This window comes from Bacillus cereus (genome assembly GCF_002567495.1).
In the GTDB taxonomy this organism is placed as follows: domain Bacteria; phylum Bacillota; class Bacilli; order Bacillales; family Bacillaceae_G; genus Bacillus_A; species Bacillus_A cereus_AQ.
This window is the reverse complement of record NZ_NVAP01000030.1, coordinates 1-21,899: the sequence shown is the minus strand read 5'-3', so window position 1 is coordinate 21,899 and position 21,899 is coordinate 1. Positions and strand designations below refer to the sequence as shown.

Here is a 21,899-nt window from a genome sequence, read left to right as displayed (position 1 = left end):
GGGGGTGTTTCATATGCACTATGCATTTTCACGTATAAGGCTACGTAGTTTTTTTGGATGGATGATTATAGGGGTGTTCCTTACAATGATTCCATTAGGTCTATCAAATGTTTCTGAGAATACGCTGGAGGTTATTTCACAAATAACTGTATTTTTTGTATTTCCGTTACTTTGGTTATACGTAAAAACAAATAAAAATAATGTTGTATTTAATAGTTTTTTTGATAAGCCAGGACGTTTGCCGTGGGGATTAATCCTATTAGCAACGATAATGGGAATGATTTTTTCAGTTGGTATATCTCATATTCAATTTTACATATTAGCGCATACGTTACCGAATTTCTTAGTTACTATGTTAGAAGACGGAAACGTTATTAATACGAGTAACGTATATATGACGATATTTACTTTCATTTCAGCGTGTGTGTTAGCACCTATTATGGAAGAGGTTATTTTTAGGGGCTTCTTTTTACAGCGAATGGCTTATAAATGGGGAATTAAAAAAGCTGTAATTATATCTTCACTTATTTTTGGTTTAGGACATTTTGATGTTATTGGTGCGTTCATGTTTGGTGTTGTTATGTGTCTTTTATACATAAAGACGAAAAATATATGGACGAATATCGCTGTGCACGCTCTAAATAATTTGATTGCAACAAGTATGCAATTTGTCGGTGGAGAAGAAAGTAGTGCAATCTCAATTACTGAATTACAAGCGCAAAGTAATTTATGGATCGGTATCGGTCTGACGATTGTCGGATTACTTTGGTTAATTCCTTATGTTTGGAAACAATGGCGTATAGTAAAAGAAGTTGGTGTGCCACCAGTGCGTTTTATAAATGAGGAAAAAGTAGTGAGTGCATCACAAGAAAATGAAGTGTATAGTCAAGTGATTGTAACAGATAGATTGATGGCCGTAGAGCTACCAGATGAAGCTGTAAATAAGCTTAGGTTAGAAGAAAATGATTATGTAACAGTATCTGTAGAAGAAGATAAAATCGTTATAAAGAAATCGCATAATAGATAATTAAAAAGTAGCTCCTAAAGAGCTACTTTTTAATTTGTAATAATTTCTACACGAAAATTATTACCGTTCTTTACATATTTAATATCTGTAACAGTGCGGACTGTTTTTAAAATCTCCACTTTTTCACCAATTCGAGGGATGGTCGGAACATTGTCCCAAATACCAAGCAAGTCATCTAATTGTGCCGTTTTTTCATAAAACCAGATTTTCAATGTAAAGCCCCTTTCTCGAACTTTATGTATTTTAATACATAATATATTATTTTTATTCTTATTGTAAGGGGTTTTTTTATAATTTATGAATAAAAATAAATTAATCTTCTGGGAAGATATGTTCAATATCAGGAGTAAGAGATACTTCTGATAATACGATATGAGAAACTGTCGTTGCATATGAAGAAACATCATTGATAAATTCTTCAAGTTCAACGAGTGAAGGAACAGAAATTTTTACGATGTAGCATAAGCTGCCTGTTACACGGTAACAAAAACTTGCAGATGGATAAGATTGAATAAACTGTTGCATACGTGTTGTATCACCATTTTTCAAGGTGATTTCTAAAATACAATCTAAAACTAGTCCTGCCTTTTTATAATCAATATCGATTGTGTATTTTTGAATAACACCTTCGCTTTCGAGTTTACGAACACGTTCTGCAGTAGATGGGGCAGATAAGTTTACTCGTTTCGCCAATTCACGCATGGAAAGACGACTATCATTATATAATTCATTTAAAATTTTTCGATCAACACGGTCTAGTTGCATTTGTAAATATACCTCCAGTAAAATGAAAATTTTTGAAAGGGAAAAATATAAATTAAGATTCATATGAAATGTAAAGTGAACCTTATTTATTTTACAATAAAACAGAAGGAAATAGGAGGGGAAATGATGGAGAGAATTTCATTATCAAATGTAGGAGATACAAAGTTTCAAAGGTTATTAGGTTATAATCCGGATATATTACATTCGTGGAGTACGTTAGAGGATACACTGTACAATAAAGGAACTCTTTCAGCAGAGTTGAAGGAGCAAGTGAGAAGAACATTAGCGTATGGGAATAAATGCCCATACTGCATGGCAAAGGGAAGACCTGATGATGTGCAAAAGGCAGAGGAGATTGGTGTAGCTGTTACTTTTGCGCATACATTTGTTCATGACCGAAATGCGATGGATGATACTATGTTTCATGTATTAAAACAATATTGGACAGAAAAAGAAATTGTAGAGCTTTGCGCCTATGTTTGCTTTATTACGGCGTCACAACAACTTGGTTTTCTATTTCAATTACAGCCAAATTAAGGGGGAAATGATGACAAATCAAATAGCACTTATCATAATCGATGTACAAAAGGCATTTCAATTACCATATTGGGGCGAGAGAAATAATATTTTTGCTGAAGAAAACATGAGGATTTTGTTAGACGAGTGGAGAAAAAGGAAACTACCAGTTTTTCATATTCAACATGTAAATAAAGAAAATGCTCAGTCGATGTTTTATGAAGGAGCAGAAACAGTAAACTTTAAAGGAGAAGTGAAACCATTACCAGGTGAAGTAATTATTCAAAAATCTGTTAATAGTGCGTTCATTGAGACGAATTTAGAAGAACAATTGCGAGAGAGAAAATGTAATAAGGTAGTAATTGTAGGATTAACGACAAATCATTGTGTGGAAACTACGACACGAATGGCAGGGAATTTAGGATTTACAACGTATTTAGTGAGTGATGCAACGGCTACTTTTAACCGCAAAGGTCTAGATGGTAAAGAGTATAGTGCAGAAGAGATTCACAATATGACGCTTGTAAATTTACATGAAGAATTTGCTACGATTGTGACGACAAAAGAAGTATTAAAATTATTTCGAGAAAATAATTGCGAATTATGTAGAAAAAAATAAGAATATTTCGTATAATCTAAGTACAATCATTTTGAAAATAGGGGTGGCATCATATGGAGCAAATTCCAGTAAAAAAAATAGAAGAAGTACTTGTTTTAGCAGGGGATGATAAACAAAAGCAAAAGGAATTTTATGAATTGCTCTTATCAACAGAGTTTTATGTTGCTGGGTCACTAGAAGCAGAGGAAGGGGCAACCGAAGGAATACTTCGCTTGCGTCATTTCCAAGGAGAAGGTAGATGGATCGTTCCGTTCTTTACACAAATGGAATTTGTAAAAGACGTGTTGCCAGAAGATACGCCCCTTATTACGATACGTGGAAATCGATTATTTGGTAGCATCGAGAAAGATGCAACAGCTGTATTAAATGTCGGTACTGATATAAGTAAAACATTTATTCCAGAAGAAATTGCAGATATCGCATCTGGACGAATTTTTAATTACTATAAGTAAAAGGAAAAGCGTAATCGCTTTTCCTTTTTAATTTGAACATAGAGTGGCTACACCGGAAGAAATAGAGACTGTTTTATTATTCGTGTTTATTGACGCTGTAGCTCCAAGTGGAATACCGATGTTTGGGCTTATATGTCCAATCGGTAAACCGAATAGGACAGGTATATGATGTGGCGTGAAATATTCATATAATATTGTTTGCAATGATTGAGATGGTTTTGAAGGAGTGCAGTCGTGACAGCTTGCGAAAATAACGCCGCTGCATTCCTTAAACTTTCCAGATAAAAGTAGCTGATTTAACATACGGTCAATGCGGTACGGTTCTTCTCCAATGTCTTCAAGCAATAAAAGTTTATTGTCCGTATTTATCTCGTAGGGTGAGCCGATTATACTTGTTAACACAGCTAAATTTCCTCCCACTAACGTACCTGTAACTGTACAGTGAGAGCTAGGTACGATACATTCTGATGCAGATAAAATGGTTGAATACGGATGGAATAGCTGATTGAAAGAGGATAAAGAGAGGGAATCAATACCTTTTCCTAGTTCTTCAATCATCGGACCATGAAATGTTACAAGCTTTGCATAGCGTGAAAAGGCAGTATGTAAAGCTGTTATATCGCTATATCCCCAAAAGATTTTTGGATTCTGTTGAATGACTTCATATTGAATGTGAGGAAGGAGACGAGCGCTTCCATAACCACCTCGTGCACAAAAAATCGCCTTCACTTCATTATTTGTAAATGCCTCATGTATATCGTCAAGCCGAACTTGATCACTTCCGGCTAAAAATCCATACTTCTCGTAAACACTCTTCCCGATTATTACGGATAACCCCATTTCTTGTAATACATTCACACCTTTTAATACATTTTCAATTGTAGGTGGACCAGATGGTGCAATAATCATCACTGTATCACCTTGTTTTAATGAATTTGGATAAATCATTATGCTCAGCCTCCTTCTCTTTCAATATATTCGCTTCATATGAAGTCCAACCCTTGCAAAAGCAGGGGAAAGCTTATCAAATAAAGAAGATATAAGGGGAATAGGAGGGAAAATGATGTTTACAAGTCGAGTAACAGACATATTAAAAATTGAGTACCCCGTCGTTCAAGCAGGTATGGCAGGCGCGATTACGACCCCAGAACTTGTTGCAGCAGTAAGTAATAGCGGAGGATTAGGGACGCTTGGAGCAGGATATATGAGCCCAGAACAAATTCGCGAAGCGATTTATAGAATAAGAGAACTAACAGATAAGCCTTTCGGTGTTAATTTACTTTTAACGAAAGAGATACAGATAGAAGAAGAGAAGGTAAATGAGGCGAAAGTATTACTAAGTGGAGTGAATAGAGAATTAGGTATAGAAGTAGAAGGGATGTTAAAGCTTCCAAAATGCTATAAGGAACAATTACAAGTGCTATTAGATGAAAAAGTACCGGTCGTTAGCTTTGCATTTCAAACGTTAGAAAAAGAAGAAATAAACGATTTAAAAAGAAACGGAATAAAAGTTATCGGAACAGCTACCCATGTGGAGGAAGCGAAAGTACTTGCCGACCTAGGAGTAGATATTATTATCGGGCAAGGTAGCGAAGCAGGAGGGCATAGAGGAACGTTTATTGGGAAAGAACGAGATGCTATGATTGGTACGTTTGCGTTAATACCTCAGTTAGTAGTAGCTGTTCCGCATATCCCAATTGTTGCAGCAGGTGGTGTAATGAACGGGAAAGGGCTTGTTGCGGCATTGGTACTAGGAGCGGAAGGTGTTCAAATGGGATCGGCCTTTTTAACAAGTGAAGAGAGTATTACGCACGATGTGTATAAAGAAGCGGTTTTACAAAGTACAGATACGAGCACAACTGTAACTCGTGCGTTTTCCGGGAAATATGCACGCGGTATTCGGAATGAATTTATAGAGAGACATGAAGGAAAAGAAGAAGGGCTTCCGATGTATCCAGTGCAAAATGTATTAACTTCTAAAATACGCCAAGAGGCAGCGAAGCAAAATAAGGAAGAATATATGTCGCTTTGGGCAGGACAGGCAGCATCATTAGCACGAATCGAATCAGCTCAGCATGTAGTGGAGCGAGTTGTGAAAGAAGCGGAGAACGCAATCGAACAATTACAAAATATATACAAAAAGACCACTTGAGTAATTCAAGCGGTCTTTTCATTAATTTGCTTTATAAAATTGTTGGATAGCTTCGTCGATGTAAACCCAGCCTTTCCAACCTAAGTGCATATGATCTTTTAAGAAGTATTTATCATACTCATGATTTGAGAAGTCGGCAATTGGGTAACCAGCTTTCTCAATTTGCTCATGAACTTTCTTATAGTATAATTCGCGTCGTTCTTTCGGGAATCCAGCGTAATCGTACCACGGACCTTTTACAGGAACTGAAATGAAGAGTGGTTTTGCACCAGATTGTTTTAATAAATCAAGTACAATTTGTAAATCTTCATATTCTGGCGATTGGTCATAAGCATCATTTTTTAAGTAGCCTTCACGTTGCTTTAGTTTCTTCTTAATTTTGCTATTGAAATAATCATCTTCAATACCGTATTCGTTAGATCCAGATTCTACTGCACCTGTTTGATCCGCATGTTTACGAGCCTCTTCCCAGTTCATTTGTTTTAATGAAGGGTCAAGTTTTTCTTTGTGCGGTTTAATGTTAAACATTGCTGTAAATAAATCTTTACGATCTAAAATGTTACGGTAAATATAAGCGAAAGGTTTAGCAGCAAGTGCTTTTACTTTATATTTCGTATCATCATAAGCGATACCTTCAAGCGAAATTTTTAATAAAGTTTCTTTTTTAACAATCTCAAAGTTTAATAAACGCTTTGCAATTTGTTTTTTCATTTCAGGTTTTAAATCATTGTTGAAAATGAAGTGGTAACCTTGTTGTTTTGAAAAGTTAGGTGCAAAGTGCGTTTCATCAATACCTTGTGGTACAAACCATTGCGGAGAAAGAACGAATACTATTTTCTTATCTTTCAATTGATCCATTGTAGATGCGAAGTTTAACACATGTACAAGGTCTTGTGTTCCGCCGCGTCCAAGAAGGAATGGTGTGAATCCTTCAGGCTTTACTTTGAAATAATTCGATGGATGGAATGCATCCATACGTGCGAATTCCGATGAACCATACATCGGAAGGTATTTCGGGTCTGCTAACATCTTTTGCTGTAAAATCATACTTTGAATCTTTTCTTCTTTTAAAGAAGTAGCAGCTTGTTCTACTTTTTCATCACTTAAAAGTGGAAGTAGGAAGCGCGTTGGAATAAGTAAGAATACAGCAAAAAGGGCCAATGCTAAAAGCATCGGACCAAATTTTGCTTTGTTCATCGGATTTCTTCCAACTTCTTAATAACCATGTTTGGTGTAGCCCACTCGTCACGGTCAAAATCAGAAATAGAAACTTCAATATCTAAACGCTCTTGGAATTCAACTAATAAAGATACTACAGCGAAAGAATCAAGAATACCTTCTTCAAATAATTGAACATCTAAGTTTTCTTTCACAATATCGTTTTCACATACTTCTTCTAAAATATCTAATACTTGCTCTTTGAATTCTGCCATTTTTAAAATCTCCTTTATATCCGAAATATATTATATGTGCAACTTCTTAATGGAATAAGAAGGGTGCATTAAAAGTATCTGTTAAGGTGTCCAGAGAAAATTAGGAAACCGAAACATACAACGTGGAACGTAATTACAATCGCAAGGATGCGTGTAAATTTATTGTTTGGCCAAAACTTATGCTTCTTGTTTTTTCGTTCGAAAATATCGAATAAAATAAACAGTGCGGCATGATATAGACCATAAATAATATACTGCGCAACAGCGCTTCCTTGGATGTGCCAAATTCCCATAATGAAGAAGTTTAAAAATGCACCGATATACGAAATTGTATAACGGTTCTTAATTAACTTTTTCTTCGTTGCAAAAAAGACGAAACGCATGTAAATAAAATCACGGAACCAGAATGATAAACTCATGTGCCAGCGGTTCCAGAAGTCTTTAATATTACGACTAAGGAAGGGCTTATTAAAGTTTTCTGGCGTTTTAATCCCCATCATATAACTTACACCAATTACAAAAGAGCTATAACCAGCAAAATCAAAGAATAGATATAAGCTATAGCTATACATGTAAATCATATTTGAAAAGATTGTATCGTGTTGAGCGAATGCTGGATCCATACAATATTGCTTTATTAAGTAAGCAATAATAAATTTATACAAGAAACCTTGGAAAATACGATTTAGTCCTGTATATAGTAAATTTTGATATTCTTCAGCACTAGGAGGCTTTTGAATATCTTTTTGGAATCTTCGGTAACGATCGATAGGTCCCGTTGAAATCGCAGGGAAAAATAAAACGAATTCCCAGAAGTTAAAGAAAGAAAGATCTTTAATTAAACCATCACGAACTTCAAATACCATTTGAACTGCTCTGAATGTTACGTAAGATATACCTAGAAAAACAACAAGCTTTAACTCAGGTAACAACGATGCAAACGGTGCGATTTTTGCCAAAATAAGAGGCAAAATCGATAAAATAACAGCTATGCAAAATGTGAATGTACTATTATTTTGTTTTCTTAAAATTAAATAGCCTTTAATAAGGGCATATTGCCAAATAATAAATGCGGCTAACATAATCGCTTGCTTCGGTTTATCCGAGAAGATAATAGCAATCATGACTAATGTTAAAACGGCATTATATTTACGCAACATTTTACCTTTTAATCCAGCTATGATAGTAGGTATTAATAAAATGCCCACTATAGTGAAAAAATAAAATGATCCATATGCGGTCATGCTGTAACCTCACTCAATAATTTTTTGCGATCTACCTTTCCATTTGGTGTCATTGGAATAGAAGATTGATACATGAATTTACGTGGAATCATGTAGTTTGGTAATCGCTCATTGAGTTCTTTTTTGATTGCAGATGTTAATTTGAATTCTTTTTCAAACGAATGCTCTCCAGGAACAACAACCGCTAATAAATAATCGTATTTCTCACCTTTTTTAATTGGAACAATAACTGCTCCTTCTACGTAAGAACACGCACGAAGGTGATGCTCAATTTCTTCTAATTCCATTCGATAACCATGAAGCTTAATTTGGAAATCAAGACGACCATTATAGAATAGAAGACCATTTTCAACATAGCCAGCATCACCTGTTTTATAGGCGCGCTCACCGTCAATTATAGTAAATGCTTTTTCTGTTAATTCAGGGCTTCCTAAATATCCAACGCTTACACTTGGACCGACAATTACGATTTCACCTTTTTCACCATCAGGTGCAATCGTGCCGTCTTCTTTCATAATAAGAAGGCGACAGTCTGATTTACAGTAGCCAACTGGAAGTGATTTGTATTGATTAAGTACTTCTTCTGTAACGTGAATACCCGTGACAGCAACAGTAGCTTCTGTTGGACCGTACGTATTCATAATTGTTGCATTTGGGAAACGCTCAATTAATTTTCTAGCCACTTCATTTGGTAACACTTCACCGCAGAATAAGAATGTTTTCATGTTTGGTAGCATACTCTCAGAGAAAGATGCTTCCATTAAACACATTTCAGCAAAAGAAGGTGTAGAAGTCCATACTTGAATATCCGATTGCTCTAAAGAAGCAAACAAGTCTTTTGGACGTGCAATCATATCTTTATCGATTGCCCAAAGTGTACCACCTGTTACTAATGATGGGTAAATATCCATGACAGATAAATCGAATGAGAAAGGTGCTTGGTTTAAGAATACTTGCCCTGTTTGTAAGTTGAAATCTTCTACAGCCCATTTTGTAAAGCTTACAAGGCAGTTATAAGTAATCTGAACCCCTTTCGGATTACCTGTGCTTCCTGATGTGTAAATAATGTAGAAGTTCTCATCACCTTTTACCGCATGTTCAGGATTTGGAGTTTTCCCTTTATGAGTAAAGAAAATATCTTTTAAGTTGTCTTCACTTACGATGCGAACTGGTAAATCAGTTACAGTTACTGCTGCTGCCGATAAAAGTAATTTCGCACCAGAATTTTCAGCGATACGTTGTACACGATCAGCTGGGATAGATAAATCTACAGGAATGTAAGCATGTCCAGCTTTTACACATCCTAAAAAGTTAATAATCATTTCAGGTTGCATATGGCCATACACCATAATTGGTGAACGATCGTCTGGATACTCAGAAGAAATCCAATGTGCTAACGCATCAGAATCTTCCTTTAATTGTTTGTACGTAATTTTCGCATCTCGCCAAACAAAAGCGGTTTGATCAGGCGTTTCTGCAGCCCACTTTTCAATTTGTTCTAATAACTTCATAACGTTCCCACCCTAGAATTCATTGTAAATAAATGTACTTGTGTTTGTATCATGGAATCCATACAACCAAAGTAATGCAAATAAAATTGCAAGGTAATAAACCGTCTTTGCAACCCATTGTGTGAGTGGTCGAGACCATATCTCTTTTAATCTTTCCATGTCTTTCCCTCTCTTAATGAAATAATAGCTCTTTGTAGGTATCATGTCCTACATTATTGTGAAAAAAACAAAATCCCACATTTTAGGTAAAAATAAGTCAAAAGGCTCTTTTCTGATATTAGCACTAAATACTAAAAAAGAAAATCCCCAACTTAGCAATTATATTACATTTGGGACGAATTTGTAATGGGTTTGACATGTAAATAGAAAGTGGATTGTATGAATGTATAAAAGTGGATTGTGAGAAGGCGTGAAAATATAATATTTGTTTTTTCGTTCAATCAACAAGGGCTCAGTAAACTATAAATTTAAAAGGAGGAAACTATCATGAATAAGGTGTGGAAGAGTCTTATTTCGGAAGCAAATATCATGAAATGGAGACGGCATTTTCATAAGTATCCAGAATTATCATTTCATGAAAAAGAAACTTCGCAATTTATATATGATACGTTATGCTCATTTTCTTCTTTTGAAGTAATGAGACCAACGAAATACAGTGTGTTAGCAATTAAAAGAGGCGTGAGGCAAGGGAAAGTAATTGCGATTCGAGCGGATATAGATGCTTTACCAATTCAAGAGGAAACAAGTAAACCTTATACGTCTGTTCATAGAGGCATGATGCATGCTTGTGGACATGATGCGCATGCAGCTATTTTATTAAGTACAGCAGAGGCGCTTTCTAATATGAAGGAAGAGTTTGTAGGGGAAATTCGTCTATTCTTTCAACATGCAGAAGAGGTATACCCTGGTGGTGGACAAGAAATGGTCGAAGCGGGCGTTATGGACGGTGTTGATTATGTAATAGGTTTACATGTTATGTCTGGCTTGGAAAACGGGAAGATAGGAATTGCATATGGACCGATGATGGCAGCGCCAGACGTATTTACAGTTGAGATTCAAGGCAAAGGAGGACATGCGGCGCGGCCAGAAGAAACGATTGATCCTATTGCTATCGGAGCACAGATTATTACAAATTTACAACATATCGTATCAAGAAATACAAGTGCTTTTATGCAAAGGGTTGTTTCAGTTACGCAATTTCATGGGGGAACGGCTGACAATATTATTCCCAATACCGCAACTTTAATGGGAACTGTACGCTCTTTTAATCAAACATTAAGAATAGAAGCAGAAGCGAAAATTGAGCAAATTGTGAAAGGAATTACAAAAGCACATGGAGGAGATTATACATATACGTATCGTTACGGGTATGATCCAGTTATTAATAATGAGTATATTACAAAAGTGGTAGAAGAAAGTGCATTACATTTATTCGGGAGTGAGCGTGTTGTGAGACTTAAACCTTCTATGGGTGGGGAAGATTTTTCAGCATATTTAAGAAAAGCACCAGGTTGTTTCATTAAATTAGGAACAGGTAATGAAAATATAGATACGTGTTATCCACACCATCATCCGAAATTTGACGTGGATGAATCAGCATTAATTTATGGAGTGGAGCTATTTTTAGAGACGACTATAAGGTTACTAAAATTATAGAAAAACAAAAAAAGGCAACTGCGCTCTATCGCAGTTGCTTTTATTTCTTTCCGTCAGAGAGGGCTGAGAAAGAACTATGCTCATTTATAGTATATGAATAGCTAACGGACAAGCTTGTACATTTTAATCATTTTTTTCAAAATAGTTGTTGACATTGATAATCAATGTCAATTAATCTAAATGTAGTTGAAATTGATAATTATTATCAATAGGATGGATGCGACATGTTAATGAGAAAAAAATTTCACCTTCTGCGGAGGGGATTAAAAGATAAAAATAAAGATGTTGATCAGCATATGGAATGGCAACGAAATGTAATTCGGTCTGAATATGTAGATGAGAAGAAGAGCATTCAAACAGAAAAAGAGATACAAAGTAAAGGGAGAGGTTCAGTTGAGTAAGTTAGTAATGATTTTTGCAAGTATGAGTGGAAATACAGAGGAAATGGCTGATCATATTGCCGGTGTGATTCGTGAAACAGAAAATGAAATTGAAGTTATTGATATTATGGATTCACCAGAAGCTTCTATATTAGAACAGTATGATGGGATTATTTTAGGTGCATATACTTGGGGAGATGGTGATCTTCCGGATGATTTCTTAGATTTTTATGATGCAATGGATTCTATTGATTTAACTGGCAAAAAAGCAGCGGCATTCGGTTCTTGTGATTCGGCTTATCCGAAATACGGCGTGGCGGTGGACATTTTAATAGAAAAGCTGCAAGAGCGTGGGGCAGCAGTTGTATTAGAAGGATTAAAAGTAGAATTAACGCCAGAAGATGAAGATGTAGAAAAATGTTTACAGTTTGGAGCTGAATTTGTAAAACACCTTTCTTAATGGCAGAAGGGAGATGAAGAGCAATTGCATGAGAAAATCGCAATCAAAACGATGACAGATTATCATTTGTATGATTTTATGCGTTGTCCGCATAAATTTTATTTCCGTCATATAAAAAGAAGAGAACCTTCTTCATTTGAATGGCAACAAATAGCACAAATGATTGTGAATCAAATTATTAACGAGTATTACACGCTCCCTGCGGGTCAACAAACGAAAATTGTACTTTTAATATTAATAGAAAAGTATTGGAAAAAAGTAAGGATTAATATGTTTGCTTCGAAGACGGAGTACTATATTGTATTAGCGAAGCTAACGGATCACTTATTACAGTTTGTTGAAAGGGATGATAGTCAGACACCACCATTGTTTTTATACGAGAAGTTTCAAACATATATGGAAGAGTTAGGTGTCCACATGTCATTGACATTTGAAGTTGGTGAGTGGAGTACGGAGTCATTTGTAATTAAAAAATATGTTGTTGATGCGGATGAGGAAATGCTAGCTCTTTGTCAGAAGTTAATGACAGTATTCAGTTATAAAGCTTTCGGCATTCTTCCAGGAAAAATTGAAGTTATTAATTTAATAGAAGGAACTAAGTATGAATATGTTCCAACAAAGGAAGATATTAAAACTGGAATGGCTGATTTATTTAGAATGAAAGAAATGTTGCAACAACCTGAACATTATACAGAGCGTCATTTTCGTTCGGAGTGTATGAGTTGTGCTTTCCGAAGTGAATGCCAAGGAGAAGAAATAAAGAAAGAAACGAAACAGAAGAAAAATATCGTACATTAAAGGGTGCAATTTTGCACCCTTTTTTGTTATTGACATGAAAAGCTTTTCATCATTTACGGTATATTTGTAGCAGATTTTAATAAGAGGAGGAATAATCAATGGAAGATGAAACGAAAGTATTTCAATGGTTAAAAGAACAAAATGCTCCTTTTGAAATTCAACTGCAAATTTTACAGGCATTTCAATTGTATAAAGTCATTGTAGAAATGGATAAAAAGTTAATGACATATGAGGAGCGCACGCATAGGAAAAAAATGTAATCTCACCTCTGTAATATTGCTTTTAGCTGTTCTGTATCTGCTATGAATTTAAGTTCATTCTTTGTTTCAAAGTTATAAATAATATTATGTAGTAAAGGGCTGTGTTGATAAAAGGTAGTGATGCGGTGAATGAGTAATGGATCATGATGAGAAATAAGAGTACTGTATTGTTCATATACAGATGTAGTAAACTCATGTCCGAAATCATAATATAGCCCTGCAAAATCAAAAGCAGGATCACCAATTTGCGCATCACCAAAATCGATAACACCTGAAATGCTTTTGTTCTGCTTGTTAAATAAAATGTGATGTTGTGTAAAATCAGCGTGGATGATTGTATTTTGAAAAGTGGATGTATCTATACACGCAAAGAAATTTTCGAATAAACGATTTAAGGTTGATTTCTGTAATGAAGTAAGGTTATTAGCAAGATACTGATTTAATGTTTTTTGTAGCTCTTTCCAGTAGATAAGCGTTTTTTCAGTAGAAAATCCTAACGCTTTAACAGATTTTAAAGGAATACTATGTAGTGCTGCAAGGAAAGTAGCTAATTGTGTAATAATTGCTTTTAGTTCTGTATTCTCCAGCTTGGCAACTGTTTCTGTTTTTAATGGTTCACCATGAATAAGAGTATAGTAACTACAACGAGGAACATCATCAGAATCATTTTTATAGATTAGGTGATATTGTGGAACCTTGATTTCTTGTAGTGAATGAGAGAGAATTGTGCATAGTTCTTTTTCTAAAGGAATTCGCTTTGCATATTCCTGTTTTCGTGGGAAACGAAACAATAGTTCATCATTTATTATCACCGCTATATTATCCCACCCTTCTTCATTTTGTTTATATGAATGTATAGAAAGAGTAGGGAAAGCTTCTTTTATATATTGTTTGTAAGAGTCCATAATCATTCCTCGTTTCTAAGTTAAGTTATTCTAGTTTATGATATCAGAATTTTCTTTCTATATGTTAAAATATAACTATTATTATAAATGAGGAAGGGGTGTATTGTGAGGAAAAGAATAGTAATCACTTCGTTATTTATCGTTTTTTGTTTGTTTTGGTCGTATAAAGAAACAGTTTTTGCTACCTTTAAACCGATAGATCACTATCAGTTAAATCAGGAATTAAAGAACAAAAGTATAGAAACCTTAACTCATAATGAAATGAAAAAGGTAGGAGAGCGTTTTGTGACCGAGCAACTATCAGTGTTTGAGTTTAATAATAAAGAAGATGTAAAACGAAAAGGGGAAGAAATATTTTTAAATAGAGGGTATGAACAATTAATGAAAAATTATTATCCAAATCGTTTTCAAGATTTAGAGTATAAATTTACAAATGAGGAGATACGTGAAGAGACAGATGAGAGTTTTCTCTATCAAGCTGTAGCGTACGTTGCGGGTACTGAAAATGGTAAGAGAAGCGAAATGAAATTGAATTATGAAGTGAAAATTGTAAAGGTTAATAATATATTTATGGTGATAGAACAAAAGCAGCACGTACAATAAGGGAAAGTCATTGCTCAATAGAATATTTGGGGGTGTACTGCTTAATACGGAATAAAAAGGCCCTCGAGGAATCGAGGCCCTTTAAAGATTTTCATTTTGTTGACCAAGTTCTTTTTGAGCAATGTATAAATTTCCTTGCTCGACTTGTTTTTGAGTAAGAACAGAATCACCTGCATATCCTTTTTCTGTTTTCACAGTTCTTTTTGAACGATTGGAATCTTGTTTCTTCATATAATAAATCACCTTTCATCAAAAATAAACGAAAATGATAAGTACGAGTAATACAGCAGCAAAAATGGTAATGCCCATTAAAAACGAAGTGTTTTTATATTTAGGTGGCTTATGTACATCTTGCCGATATCCAGGTGAAATTTCAGGGGCGAATTCTTCATCGAATGATTGCTTTTTTTCTTTTTCGTCCATTTGTACCCACCTTTCTTTTTCATTATATTATACGTTACAAGAAAAAATATGCATAAAGAAAACAGCCGCTTTATCATTGGCGGCTGTTTTGTGTTGTATATTTTCGCTGTACTTGAAAGAGACGGATAAGTAGGAAGCCAGCGCCAAATGCTAGACCGATAATAAGACCGATCCAATAGCCTTTCGCGGCCCATTCTGTATACGTTGCTAATATGTAACCAAGTGGTAAACCTATTATCCAATAAGCAATTAACGTCATAATTAGAGCAACATTTACATCTTTATAACCACGCAGGGCTCCTTGTACAGGGGTTGCAATTGCATCTGAAATTTGAAATAAAATCGCAAAGATAAGAAATTCTTTTGCTAAATGATGAACCTTTGCATCTGTTGTATAAATAGATGCAATTTGATCATCAAAGAAGTAGAGAAGAATCGAATATAATAAAGCAAAGGCAAGGGCTAATCCAATTCCAATTAGTCCATATTGTTTTGCATTATTGTAACGTTTTGCTCCAACTTCGAATCCAACCGCAATGGTCATTGCCATTGCTAAACTGAGTGGAGTCATATATAACAAGGAAGCAAAGTTCATAGCTGCTTGGTGAGCTGCAATAGTTGTCGTACTAAAATTACTCATCATAAGTGTTACCGCAGCGAAAATACTCGTTTCAAAAAAGATAGCAAATCCGATAGGGACGCCAAGTTTTAAGAATGCTGTCCAACTCGAAAGAGAAGGGCGGTATAATTGTTTGAAAATGTTGAAAGAAGCAAAAGGCTCTTTCGTCTGAATAATAATGACTGTAATAATTAAAATGCACCAATATGTTGCAGTGGAAGCAATTGCTGCTCCGACACCACCAAGTTTTGGGAAACCGAAGTTACCAAAAATTAATAAGTAATTTAATATTACGTTAATTGGTAATGATAGTAATGTAATAATCATCGTTGTTCGAGTTTTTCCTAATGCATCAATAAATCCACGTAAAACAGTGTAAATGAATAAAGGTATAATTCCTATTGCGATAATACTTAAAAATTGAGCTGCAATACGTTCCACAGGTTCTTCTAAGCGCATGCCGTTTAAAATAGGTGAAACGACGAAGAAACCGATGAGGATAACAACGAAGCTAGCACAAATTGCTAAATAAACTGCTTGTATGACAATGTGGGGAACGTCCTCTTTTTTCTTGGATCCAACGAGCTGTGCAACAATGGGAGTAGTAGCCATTAAAATTCCTGTTAATCCCGTACTAACTGGAAGCCATATACTTGCTCCAATTGCGACACCTGCTAAATCAGTTGGACTTGCATGTCCTGACATTGTTGTATCGAAAAAACTCATTGCAAATAATGACATTTGCGTTACGAAAATCGGAAAAAATAGTAATACAAATTGCTTTAACTTTTGTGAGTATGAAGTAGTTTCTTTCATAAAATCCCCTTTCCGCATAAAAAAACAAACTCTTACTATCATACAATTTAATCAAAGATTAGAAAAGAAATACGCGCCTACAACATAGGGTTTCAATAAAAAAAGGATGCACTTTGAAAAGGGATAAGGTATTATGATAAGGTGTGAAAAAATTACATATTATTTGTTATTAAGGAGGCACTACTTGTGGCTGATTGGTTAATTGGTTTAATCATGGGTGCTGTTGAAGGTTTAACAGAGTTTTTACCAGTATCATCAACAGGACATATGATTTTAACAGGACACTTAATTGGATTTGAAGACGAGAGAGCGAAAGTTTTTGAAGTTGTAATCCAATTGGGATCGATTTTAGCGGTTGTAGTTGTATTTTGGAAACGATTATGGTCGTTGGTTGGAATTGGAAAAGTAAAAGAAGGGCCATCGTTAAATTTATTACATATTATTATTGGGATGATTCCTGCCGGCATACTAGGTGTATTATTCCATAGTGCAATTAAAAAGGTTTTATTTGGTCCAGGACCAGTTGTCATTAGTTTAGTAGCTGGTGGTATTTTAATGATTGTTGCTGAGAAGTTTTCAAAACCAAGTACAGCAAGAACGTTAGATGAAATCACATATAAGCAAGCATTTACAATTGGAATGTTCCAATGTTTAGCACTTTGGCCAGGGTTTTCTCGTTCGGGTTCTACAATAAGTGGTGGTTTATTAGCTCGCGTGTCGCATACAGCGGCAGCTGAATATACGTTCATTTTAGCAGTACCAATGATGGTAGCTGCAACTGGATTAGATTTAATTAAAAGCTGGGATGTATTAAGCTCGGCAGATGTAACGCTATTTGCAACAGGATTTGTAACTGCATTCGTTGTTGCGATGCTTGCAATTGTTTCATTCTTAAAATTATTAGCTCGTGTAAAACTAACACCGTTCGCTTACTACCGTTTCATTTTAGCTGCGGTATTCTATTTCTTCATTATGTAATAAAAAAACCTGCCGAGCTCGGCAGGTTTTTATTTTACTACTTTTTCCATCATGCTTTCCATTACATGTTCCCAAAGAGAAGTATCATCAGCTAATGTAGCACGGAAATTAGCATACATTTCTTTTTGTTTTTCTTCGAATGTTGGATCCTCTTTTTCAGGTAATGTAGCGCGCATGGAAGTTACTAATTCTTGTACTTTTGGAGCGCGTGGTCCAAAGACGGCTTGTTCATTTCCGTCTTTATCAATGAAAATAAAAATTGGAATCGCACGTGCTGTTCCATTTGTTAAATATTGATCCATTAATTCTAAGTTTTCATCGCGAATTAATAAACTCATATCAATGTTTGCAACTTCAGAAATTCGTTTCATAACAGGTACACATAAAAGAGCATCGCCACACCAATCAGCAGTTAATACGATAACACGCCAGCCATCATTTTGACGTTCTTCTAAAACAGGAAGTAATTCATTTGGAATTAAAAAGTTATTGTAAATGTGTAGTAGCTCGTATTGGTTTACTTTCATTTCATTCACATATGTATCAAAGGACATACCTTTATCAGCCCATTGTTGCAAGTTCATAATTAACACCTCTTTAGTAAGATTTGCTTTCATTGTACCAATTTTTATATAGAAAAGCTTGTATTCTTACTCTTTCTTGTCACTTAATAATTTATTTAATAGAAACAGGAATAGTACGACACATAATTCAGCTATGTTGGACATTTGTATGCTTTCTATCCAATCATCAGCAGTATGAATGACGAACCAATCTAGTGTCATTTCAATGAATGAGAAAAGAGTAATAGAAATCCAATTTGGCATGTTTTGTGTCAGTGGATATAGCAGTGCTTTGAAGAAACTGAAGATGAAAAATGTAATACCGTCTAAGAAAGTGATTAATAAAAAAAAGAGAAGTAAAGCAGTACGTGAACTATACTCTATACCTGTAATTTGAAAAATCCCTACATATACAAAAAATATAAATGCAAAAACTATAATGAGAAAAAGAGCAATAATACTAATGATAATCGTTTTATCTTTTAGGCTGAGATTTGAGAATTTCTCCTCCTCATGCATTAAAATACACCCTTTTTTTGAAAGATAACTTCATTTTATCATGAAATACATATTAAAAAACTACGAATTATGGGAAAATAAGGTGACAAAAAGTAAGATTTCATGTAAAATTATTAATAAGGTTTTTATTTAACTAAATGAAATAAAAGGAGCTGTCAAAGTTGTCTCAAAATCGAGAGCAATTAATGGAAGAACTATCGACAAATGTGTTTGCTATGTTTCGCACGTTGCGTAATGATATCGGAAAAATATTTGGTGGTTACATACCGTGGAATGAATTCATCGTCCTTAGAATATTAAATCGTACGAATAAAGAAATGGTATCGCGTGTAGCAAATGAATTAAATGTGTCGAATAGTCATATTACAGCTGTTACAGAAAAATTAATTAATAAAGGTTTTGTAACTCGTTCACGTTCTACATCAGATCGCCGAGTTGTGTATTTAGAGATTACAGAACAAGGAAAAGATTTAGTTGCGAAAATGGAAGATGCGAAAAAACAATATTTACAAGAAAGATTCTCTGCACTTTCAGAAGATGAAATGAATGTAATGATTTCGATTTCCAAAAAACTTATTTAAGTGATTATAAACAAGAAAACGCTTACGTGATGAAAGAGAAGATCTTCCTTATATGTGGAAGGTCTTCTTTCGTGTGTTATAGATGTTAAAAAATAAAATGTGTATGAAAAAAGATAGAGCGCCATACTACTAATACAAAGAAGGGAGGGAGAAATATGACGAATCGTAACGGTAGTAAAGGGAGCGGTAATCAAGGATCACCAAAGTCCGGCCAGTTTAATCAGGAGTTTAGCACTGAATTTGAAACTGGTAATGATAATAAAGGAAAAGAATATCGTTCTAAAAAAGGGAGTAAATCAAAAAAGGAGTGAAAAACATTATATTTATGTCATAGATGTTAAACTCAATAAAAAGGCAGGAACATATTTGATATGTACAAAATGTTACTGCCTTTTTATTATGGGGAAACAGCCCAAATTACAAGCCCTCTTAACTTACTCAAGAGGTTCTACCGACATTTTCACTAACTCATACACATAAAACTACTAAATCTTTTGTCTGATACTTACTGATTCGTTGCAAAAAGAAAATCTTTCTAGCAAGATTCTGTAATATATTTGGAGATAAAAACCTTTGAATCTCTGTGGCTTTAAGACAAAGTTTGATAATTTATAAAAAGTCTGATTATTTAAAATGAAGATTGATAATATGTAAAAAAATTTGATCAAAATCCTGTGTTGATGTGCAGTTTTTTTTCTTATTCAGCAATCGGGCCAGGTTGTGGAATAAGATTAGCAGGTTAGATAAAAAGTAGGAAGTTTATCCCGCATTAACGGGCAGTAAGACCCCCACCTCAAAATTCAGCGAAAGCAAAGAAGTTAGGTAGGGGATGAACAAAACCCCCACTGATTAAAGTTTCACTTTATTTAAAAATATCGAATCTCGATAGAGTTACCAGCATTTTTTAATCAAACTAACAAGAATACTAGAATGAAATTATCCTTATTAAGGATAGGGAGTATGGCTTCCCTCATGATTTTTTGTTGGTCCTATGAAGAGGTTTCTGCTGCATCCATTCAAGGAATTTCCAAAAAAAATCAGGGAAGAGTATATACACTAGACAGCTTAGGGATATTTTAAGTGATTGTAGCACCGGAACGAAATTTAATGATCCAACTTCTGATAAAATTGGTGTTTTACCTGACTTAAAAGCCATTTTATCCAAACTTGGTTTTTCACCAAACTTAAGTAATGATTCTTCCATTGTATTTCCTGAGGAACAAGAAATGAATACAGGAAATAAGGGGAATGAAGGATTTACTATTAAATTCCCAAAAGAAGATGCCACTAATAGTGAAGGGAGACTCTAGCTTTATTTTCCTAGAATAATGGTAGAAAGGACTTCTTGGTATAAAGGATTCTTATATAACTAGTTGTTTATAATATTAGTGAGAAAGGCTCTTATGCGTAGTAGCATAAGAGCCTTTTTGTTTTAAAATATACAAGCAGTTTAAAAAGATTTAATTGGCATATGAATTAAGAAGATGTCTTATTTGTTCTATAAAATAATGATGGTGTATATTATTTTTTGATACTCGACTAGCCATAATAGCTCCTTCCATGGAAGAAGAAAGGAAAGAAGCGAGTGACATAACATCTATATCATCTTTAATTTCTTTTTTTTCGATTCCTTCTTTAATAAGAGATTCCATTAGAACTACTGTATTATCATATCCTTTTGCAGCTGCAGCATGTAATTCAGGGAAAACATCTGTACTTTCAATTGCAACATTAAGTAAAGGACATCCACCAGCTATTGGAGGATTGTTGGCCGCATCTTGATATACAAGGAAGATGGCAATAATTTTATCTATAACATTCTCTTTATTTTCTATAGCCGCATAAAAATGTTTCCATATGATTTCTCCACCTTTATCAAATGCAGCCAATGCAATTTCTTCTTTACTTTTAAATCGGCGATATATTGCGCCTTTAGGCAGAGAAGCAGCGTCCATGATATCTTGGATGGATGTGAGGGAAATCCCTTGTGTATTAAATAGATACAAGGCTGTTTCAATTATTTTTTCTTTAACTTTATCAACTTTAGTCATAATTTATATTCCTCTCAAATTGAAAAATTCAGCATTATCGACCTTTGAATCCTGAAATTTTTTGCTATATTTTTAATACAAGTTTTTTGTATCATTTGCTGCTAAATATGTTTATTCCAAAATGATAAATATATAGTAAATCATGAGGTTCTTGCTTCTCTCATGCTGCAAAAATTAAATGATGCTTTCATATTATTATATATGTAGTTGTGAAAAGCAAGTACTGCGATTTGTCACTTTACCTATAAGTTTGCCGCAATTGGAAGCATAAACTTGCCGTTAGCTTATGCGGAATTTTATACATATATAGTATAGGAAATAAAGAAACTGATAGCTTATAGCCACTGATATAACGGGATGAATAAGAAACTGCTTATATAGGTGAAGAGGATGCTTCACAGCATGTTAATAAGCCGTGGATTGTTGGTGAGAAGAACTTCTTATAATAGGACGTTATGTTAATCGAGCAAGAATATGATATACAGTCCACATGTTATGTTTGCGCTCTCGACAACATAATGCAAATTTTATATGCTAAGGAATTATTTAGAGAAATAACCTTGATAAA

The 21,899-nt window shown here is 34.5% G+C and carries 29 protein-coding genes and 1 pseudogene; 15 read left to right on the top strand and 15 right to left on the bottom strand.

The genetic code is table 11. The features are described from left to right. The first annotated feature begins 13 nt into the window (after window positions 1-13). Window positions 14-1,027 (top strand): CPBP family intramembrane glutamic endopeptidase, encoded by a 1,014-nt coding sequence (locus tag COK05_RS14325; RefSeq protein WP_098613104.1) that lies wholly within the window; start codon window positions 14-16, stop codon window positions 1,025-1,027. A 29-nt stretch (window positions 1,028-1,056) separates the two neighbouring features. Here COK05_RS14325 and COK05_RS14320 read toward each other — a convergent pair whose 3' ends face one another. Then, window positions 1,057-1,239 carry a DUF3913 family protein gene (locus tag COK05_RS14320; protein WP_000707107.1) on the bottom strand — a complete coding sequence of 61 codons (183 nt, stop codon included), beginning with the start codon at window positions 1,237-1,239 and terminating at the stop codon, window positions 1,057-1,059. A gap of 100 nt (window positions 1,240-1,339) precedes the next feature. Next, window positions 1,340-1,792, bottom strand: coding sequence for an Lrp/AsnC family transcriptional regulator (locus COK05_RS14315; protein ID WP_001175498.1), 453 nt, complete (start codon window positions 1,790-1,792; stop codon window positions 1,340-1,342). Between the two features lie 126 nt (window positions 1,793-1,918). Here COK05_RS14315 and COK05_RS14310 point away from each other — a divergent pair, with 126 nt between their 5' ends. Genes COK05_RS14310 through COK05_RS14300 form a run of 3 tightly spaced genes read left to right on the top strand, consistent with a single transcriptional unit; the run spans window position 1,919 to window position 3,379 of the window. Next, complete coding sequence (locus tag COK05_RS14310) at window positions 1,919-2,329, top strand: carboxymuconolactone decarboxylase family protein (RefSeq protein ID WP_098613103.1); 411 nt, start codon at window positions 1,919-1,921, stop codon at window positions 2,327-2,329. Between the two features lie 10 nt (window positions 2,330-2,339). Next, window positions 2,340-2,927, top strand: a complete 588-nt coding sequence (locus tag COK05_RS14305) for a cysteine hydrolase family protein (RefSeq protein WP_141539100.1) — start codon at window positions 2,340-2,342, stop codon at window positions 2,925-2,927. A 53-nt stretch (window positions 2,928-2,980) separates the two neighbouring features. Further along, window positions 2,981-3,379, top strand: a complete 399-nt coding sequence (locus tag COK05_RS14300) for an SseB family protein (RefSeq protein WP_098613101.1) — start codon at window positions 2,981-2,983, stop codon at window positions 3,377-3,379. A gap of 27 nt (window positions 3,380-3,406) precedes the next feature. On the opposite strand, the gene COK05_RS14295 is transcribed toward COK05_RS14300, so the two are convergent. After that, window positions 3,407-4,327 carry a S66 peptidase family protein gene (locus COK05_RS14295; protein WP_098613100.1) on the bottom strand — a complete coding sequence of 307 codons (921 nt, stop codon included), beginning with the start codon at window positions 4,325-4,327 and terminating at the stop codon, window positions 3,407-3,409. Window positions 4,328-4,442: 115 nt separating this feature from the next. Here COK05_RS14295 and COK05_RS14290 point away from each other — a divergent pair, with 115 nt between their 5' ends. After that, window positions 4,443-5,531: an NAD(P)H-dependent flavin oxidoreductase gene (locus COK05_RS14290; RefSeq protein ID WP_098613099.1), complete on the top strand. Its 1,089-nt coding sequence runs from the start codon at window positions 4,443-4,445 to the stop codon at window positions 5,529-5,531. 21 nt (window positions 5,532-5,552) lie between these two features. On the opposite strand, the gene dltD is transcribed toward COK05_RS14290, so the two are convergent. The 5 genes from dltD to COK05_RS14265 all read right to left on the bottom strand — a co-directional run bounded on the left by dltD (window position 5,553) and on the right by COK05_RS14265 (window position 9,878). After that, window positions 5,553-6,728 (bottom strand): D-alanyl-lipoteichoic acid biosynthesis protein DltD, encoded by a 1,176-nt coding sequence (gene dltD / locus COK05_RS14285; protein WP_098613098.1) that lies wholly within the window; start codon window positions 6,726-6,728, stop codon window positions 5,553-5,555. Next, the gene (gene dltC, locus COK05_RS14280; RefSeq protein WP_000807310.1) at window positions 6,725-6,964 is read right to left on the bottom strand and encodes a D-alanine--poly(phosphoribitol) ligase subunit DltC; all 240 of its coding nucleotides are present in this window, start codon (window positions 6,962-6,964) and stop codon (window positions 6,725-6,727) included. Before dltC ends, dltD begins: the two co-directional genes overlap by 4 nt. Window positions 6,965-7,032: 68 nt before the next feature. After that, window positions 7,033-8,208 (bottom strand): D-alanyl-lipoteichoic acid biosynthesis protein DltB, encoded by a 1,176-nt coding sequence (gene dltB / locus COK05_RS14275; protein ID WP_098613097.1) that lies wholly within the window; start codon window positions 8,206-8,208, stop codon window positions 7,033-7,035. Further along, window positions 8,205-9,719, bottom strand: a complete 1,515-nt coding sequence (dltA, locus tag COK05_RS14270) for a D-alanine--poly(phosphoribitol) ligase subunit DltA (RefSeq protein WP_098613096.1) — start codon at window positions 9,717-9,719, stop codon at window positions 8,205-8,207. Before dltA ends, dltB begins: the two co-directional genes overlap by 4 nt. Window positions 9,720-9,731: 12 nt before the next feature. Beyond that, a complete protein-coding gene (locus COK05_RS14265; RefSeq protein ID WP_000440293.1) occupies window positions 9,732-9,878 on the bottom strand; it encodes a teichoic acid D-Ala incorporation-associated protein DltX in 147 nt (48 codons plus the stop codon). Between the two features lie 327 nt (window positions 9,879-10,205). Between COK05_RS14265 and COK05_RS14260 the strand changes: the two genes are divergently transcribed. From COK05_RS14260 to COK05_RS31340, 5 genes are all read left to right on the top strand, one after another. Continuing rightward, window positions 10,206-11,375, top strand: a complete 1,170-nt coding sequence (locus COK05_RS14260; RefSeq protein WP_098613095.1) for an amidohydrolase — start codon at window positions 10,206-10,208, stop codon at window positions 11,373-11,375. A 224-nt stretch (window positions 11,376-11,599) separates the two neighbouring features. Next, window positions 11,600-11,776, top strand: a complete 177-nt coding sequence (locus COK05_RS31345; RefSeq protein ID WP_000929009.1) for a hypothetical protein — start codon at window positions 11,600-11,602, stop codon at window positions 11,774-11,776. Continuing rightward, window positions 11,769-12,215 carry a flavodoxin gene (locus COK05_RS14250; RefSeq protein WP_098613094.1) on the top strand — a complete coding sequence of 149 codons (447 nt, stop codon included), beginning with the start codon at window positions 11,769-11,771 and terminating at the stop codon, window positions 12,213-12,215. Before COK05_RS31345 ends, COK05_RS14250 begins: the two co-directional genes overlap by 8 nt. A gap of 24 nt (window positions 12,216-12,239) precedes the next feature. Continuing rightward, window positions 12,240-13,013 carry a hypothetical protein gene (locus tag COK05_RS14245; RefSeq protein WP_098613093.1) on the top strand — a complete coding sequence of 258 codons (774 nt, stop codon included), beginning with the start codon at window positions 12,240-12,242 and terminating at the stop codon, window positions 13,011-13,013. A gap of 98 nt (window positions 13,014-13,111) precedes the next feature. Further along, window positions 13,112-13,273 carry a hypothetical protein gene (locus tag COK05_RS31340; protein ID WP_098613092.1) on the top strand — a complete coding sequence of 54 codons (162 nt, stop codon included), beginning with the start codon at window positions 13,112-13,114 and terminating at the stop codon, window positions 13,271-13,273. A gap of 2 nt (window positions 13,274-13,275) precedes the next feature. Here COK05_RS31340 and COK05_RS14235 read toward each other — a convergent pair whose 3' ends face one another. Next, window positions 13,276-14,178, bottom strand: a complete 903-nt coding sequence (locus COK05_RS14235; protein ID WP_098613091.1) for an aminoglycoside phosphotransferase family protein — start codon at window positions 14,176-14,178, stop codon at window positions 13,276-13,278. An 87-nt stretch (window positions 14,179-14,265) separates the two neighbouring features. Here COK05_RS14235 and COK05_RS14230 point away from each other — a divergent pair, with 87 nt between their 5' ends. Continuing rightward, window positions 14,266-14,781, top strand: coding sequence for a biotin transporter BioY (locus COK05_RS14230; protein ID WP_098613090.1), 516 nt, complete (start codon window positions 14,266-14,268; stop codon window positions 14,779-14,781). An 81-nt stretch (window positions 14,782-14,862) separates the two neighbouring features. On the opposite strand, the gene COK05_RS31335 is transcribed toward COK05_RS14230, so the two are convergent. The 3 genes from COK05_RS31335 to COK05_RS14210 form a co-directional block, all read right to left on the bottom strand. Beyond that, window positions 14,863-15,012 carry a hypothetical protein gene (locus tag COK05_RS31335; RefSeq protein ID WP_000743739.1) on the bottom strand — a complete coding sequence of 50 codons (150 nt, stop codon included), beginning with the start codon at window positions 15,010-15,012 and terminating at the stop codon, window positions 14,863-14,865. An 18-nt stretch (window positions 15,013-15,030) separates the two neighbouring features. After that, on the bottom strand, window positions 15,031-15,204 hold the full coding sequence (locus COK05_RS14220; protein WP_000343559.1) for a hypothetical protein: 174 nt from the start codon (window positions 15,202-15,204) through the stop codon (window positions 15,031-15,033). 73 nt (window positions 15,205-15,277) lie between these two features. Further along, the gene (locus COK05_RS14210; protein ID WP_098613089.1) at window positions 15,278-16,639 is read right to left on the bottom strand and encodes an MATE family efflux transporter; all 1,362 of its coding nucleotides are present in this window, start codon (window positions 16,637-16,639) and stop codon (window positions 15,278-15,280) included. Between the two features lie 186 nt (window positions 16,640-16,825). On the opposite strand from COK05_RS14210, the gene uppP reads away from it, so the two are divergent. Then, window positions 16,826-17,617: a bacitracin resistance undecaprenyl-diphosphatase gene (gene uppP / locus COK05_RS14205; protein ID WP_098613088.1), complete on the top strand. Its 792-nt coding sequence runs from the start codon at window positions 16,826-16,828 to the stop codon at window positions 17,615-17,617. A 29-nt stretch (window positions 17,618-17,646) separates the two neighbouring features. Here uppP and COK05_RS14200 read toward each other — a convergent pair whose 3' ends face one another. Next, a complete protein-coding gene (locus COK05_RS14200) occupies window positions 17,647-18,234 on the bottom strand; it encodes a thioredoxin family protein (RefSeq protein WP_141539099.1) in 588 nt (195 codons plus the stop codon). A gap of 33 nt (window positions 18,235-18,267) precedes the next feature. Next, window positions 18,268-18,699: a YrvL family regulatory protein gene (locus COK05_RS14195; protein ID WP_098613086.1), complete on the bottom strand. Its 432-nt coding sequence runs from the start codon at window positions 18,697-18,699 to the stop codon at window positions 18,268-18,270. A gap of 161 nt (window positions 18,700-18,860) precedes the next feature. Here COK05_RS14195 and COK05_RS14190 point away from each other — a divergent pair, with 161 nt between their 5' ends. The 3 genes and pseudogenes from COK05_RS14190 to COK05_RS14180 all read left to right on the top strand — a co-directional run. Further along, window positions 18,861-19,280, top strand: coding sequence for a MarR family winged helix-turn-helix transcriptional regulator (locus tag COK05_RS14190; protein WP_000081432.1), 420 nt, complete (start codon window positions 18,861-18,863; stop codon window positions 19,278-19,280). A 155-nt stretch (window positions 19,281-19,435) separates the two neighbouring features. Beyond that, window positions 19,436-19,591 carry a hypothetical protein gene (locus tag COK05_RS14185; RefSeq protein WP_000184928.1) on the top strand — a complete coding sequence of 52 codons (156 nt, stop codon included), beginning with the start codon at window positions 19,436-19,438 and terminating at the stop codon, window positions 19,589-19,591. A gap of 691 nt (window positions 19,592-20,282) precedes the next feature. Further along, a pseudogene (locus tag COK05_RS14180) lies at window positions 20,283-20,609 on the top strand (peptidase S8); the annotation flags it as partial. Window positions 20,610-20,740: 131 nt separating this feature from the next. Here COK05_RS14180 and COK05_RS14175 read toward each other — a convergent pair. After that, window positions 20,741-21,331, bottom strand: coding sequence for a TetR/AcrR family transcriptional regulator (locus COK05_RS14175; RefSeq protein ID WP_098613085.1), 591 nt, complete (start codon window positions 21,329-21,331; stop codon window positions 20,741-20,743). Window positions 21,332-21,899: the final 568 nt, after the last annotated feature.

Coding starts and splice junctions, on each gene's coding strand:
- COK05_RS14325 (WP_098613104.1), top strand. CDS start 14: ATGCACTATGCATTTTCACGTATAAGGCTACGTAGTTTTTTTGGATGG.
- COK05_RS14315 (WP_001175498.1), bottom strand. CDS start 1,792: ATGCAACTAGACCGTGTTGATCGAAAAATTTTAAATGAATTATATAAT.
- COK05_RS14310 (WP_098613103.1), top strand. CDS start 1,919: ATGGAGAGAATTTCATTATCAAATGTAGGAGATACAAAGTTTCAAAGG.
- COK05_RS14305 (WP_141539100.1), top strand. CDS start 2,340: ATGACAAATCAAATAGCACTTATCATAATCGATGTACAAAAGGCATTT.
- COK05_RS14300 (WP_098613101.1), top strand. CDS start 2,981: ATGGAGCAAATTCCAGTAAAAAAAATAGAAGAAGTACTTGTTTTAGCA.
- COK05_RS14295 (WP_098613100.1), bottom strand. CDS start 4,327: ATGATTTATCCAAATTCATTAAAACAAGGTGATACAGTGATGATTATT.
- COK05_RS14290 (WP_098613099.1), top strand. CDS start 4,443: ATGTTTACAAGTCGAGTAACAGACATATTAAAAATTGAGTACCCCGTC.
- dltD (WP_098613098.1), bottom strand. CDS start 6,728: ATGAACAAAGCAAAATTTGGTCCGATGCTTTTAGCATTGGCCCTTTTT.
- dltC (WP_000807310.1), bottom strand. CDS start 6,964: ATGGCAGAATTCAAAGAGCAAGTATTAGATATTTTAGAAGAAGTATGT.
- dltB (WP_098613097.1), bottom strand. CDS start 8,208: ATGACCGCATATGGATCATTTTATTTTTTCACTATAGTGGGCATTTTA.
- dltA (WP_098613096.1), bottom strand. CDS start 9,719: ATGAAGTTATTAGAACAAATTGAAAAGTGGGCTGCAGAAACGCCTGAT.
- COK05_RS14265 (WP_000440293.1), bottom strand. CDS start 9,878: ATGGAAAGATTAAAAGAGATATGGTCTCGACCACTCACACAATGGGTT.
- COK05_RS14260 (WP_098613095.1), top strand. CDS start 10,206: ATGAATAAGGTGTGGAAGAGTCTTATTTCGGAAGCAAATATCATGAAA.
- COK05_RS31345 (WP_000929009.1), top strand. CDS start 11,600: ATGTTAATGAGAAAAAAATTTCACCTTCTGCGGAGGGGATTAAAAGAT.
- COK05_RS31340 (WP_098613092.1), top strand. CDS start 13,112: ATGGAAGATGAAACGAAAGTATTTCAATGGTTAAAAGAACAAAATGCT.
- COK05_RS14235 (WP_098613091.1), bottom strand. CDS start 14,178: ATGGACTCTTACAAACAATATATAAAAGAAGCTTTCCCTACTCTTTCT.
- COK05_RS14230 (WP_098613090.1), top strand. CDS start 14,266: ATGAGGAAGGGGTGTATTGTGAGGAAAAGAATAGTAATCACTTCGTTA.
- COK05_RS31335 (WP_000743739.1), bottom strand. CDS start 15,012: ATGAAGAAACAAGATTCCAATCGTTCAAAAAGAACTGTGAAAACAGAA.
- COK05_RS14220 (WP_000343559.1), bottom strand. CDS start 15,204: ATGGACGAAAAAGAAAAAAAGCAATCATTCGATGAAGAATTCGCCCCT.
- COK05_RS14210 (WP_098613089.1), bottom strand. CDS start 16,639: ATGAAAGAAACTACTTCATACTCACAAAAGTTAAAGCAATTTGTATTA.
- COK05_RS14200 (WP_141539099.1), bottom strand. CDS start 18,234: ATGAAAGCAAATCTTACTAAAGAGGTGTTAATTATGAACTTGCAACAA.
- COK05_RS14195 (WP_098613086.1), bottom strand. CDS start 18,699: ATGCATGAGGAGGAGAAATTCTCAAATCTCAGCCTAAAAGATAAAACG.
- COK05_RS14185 (WP_000184928.1), top strand. CDS start 19,436: ATGACGAATCGTAACGGTAGTAAAGGGAGCGGTAATCAAGGATCACCA.
- COK05_RS14175 (WP_098613085.1), bottom strand. CDS start 21,331: ATGACTAAAGTTGATAAAGTTAAAGAAAAAATAATTGAAACAGCCTTG.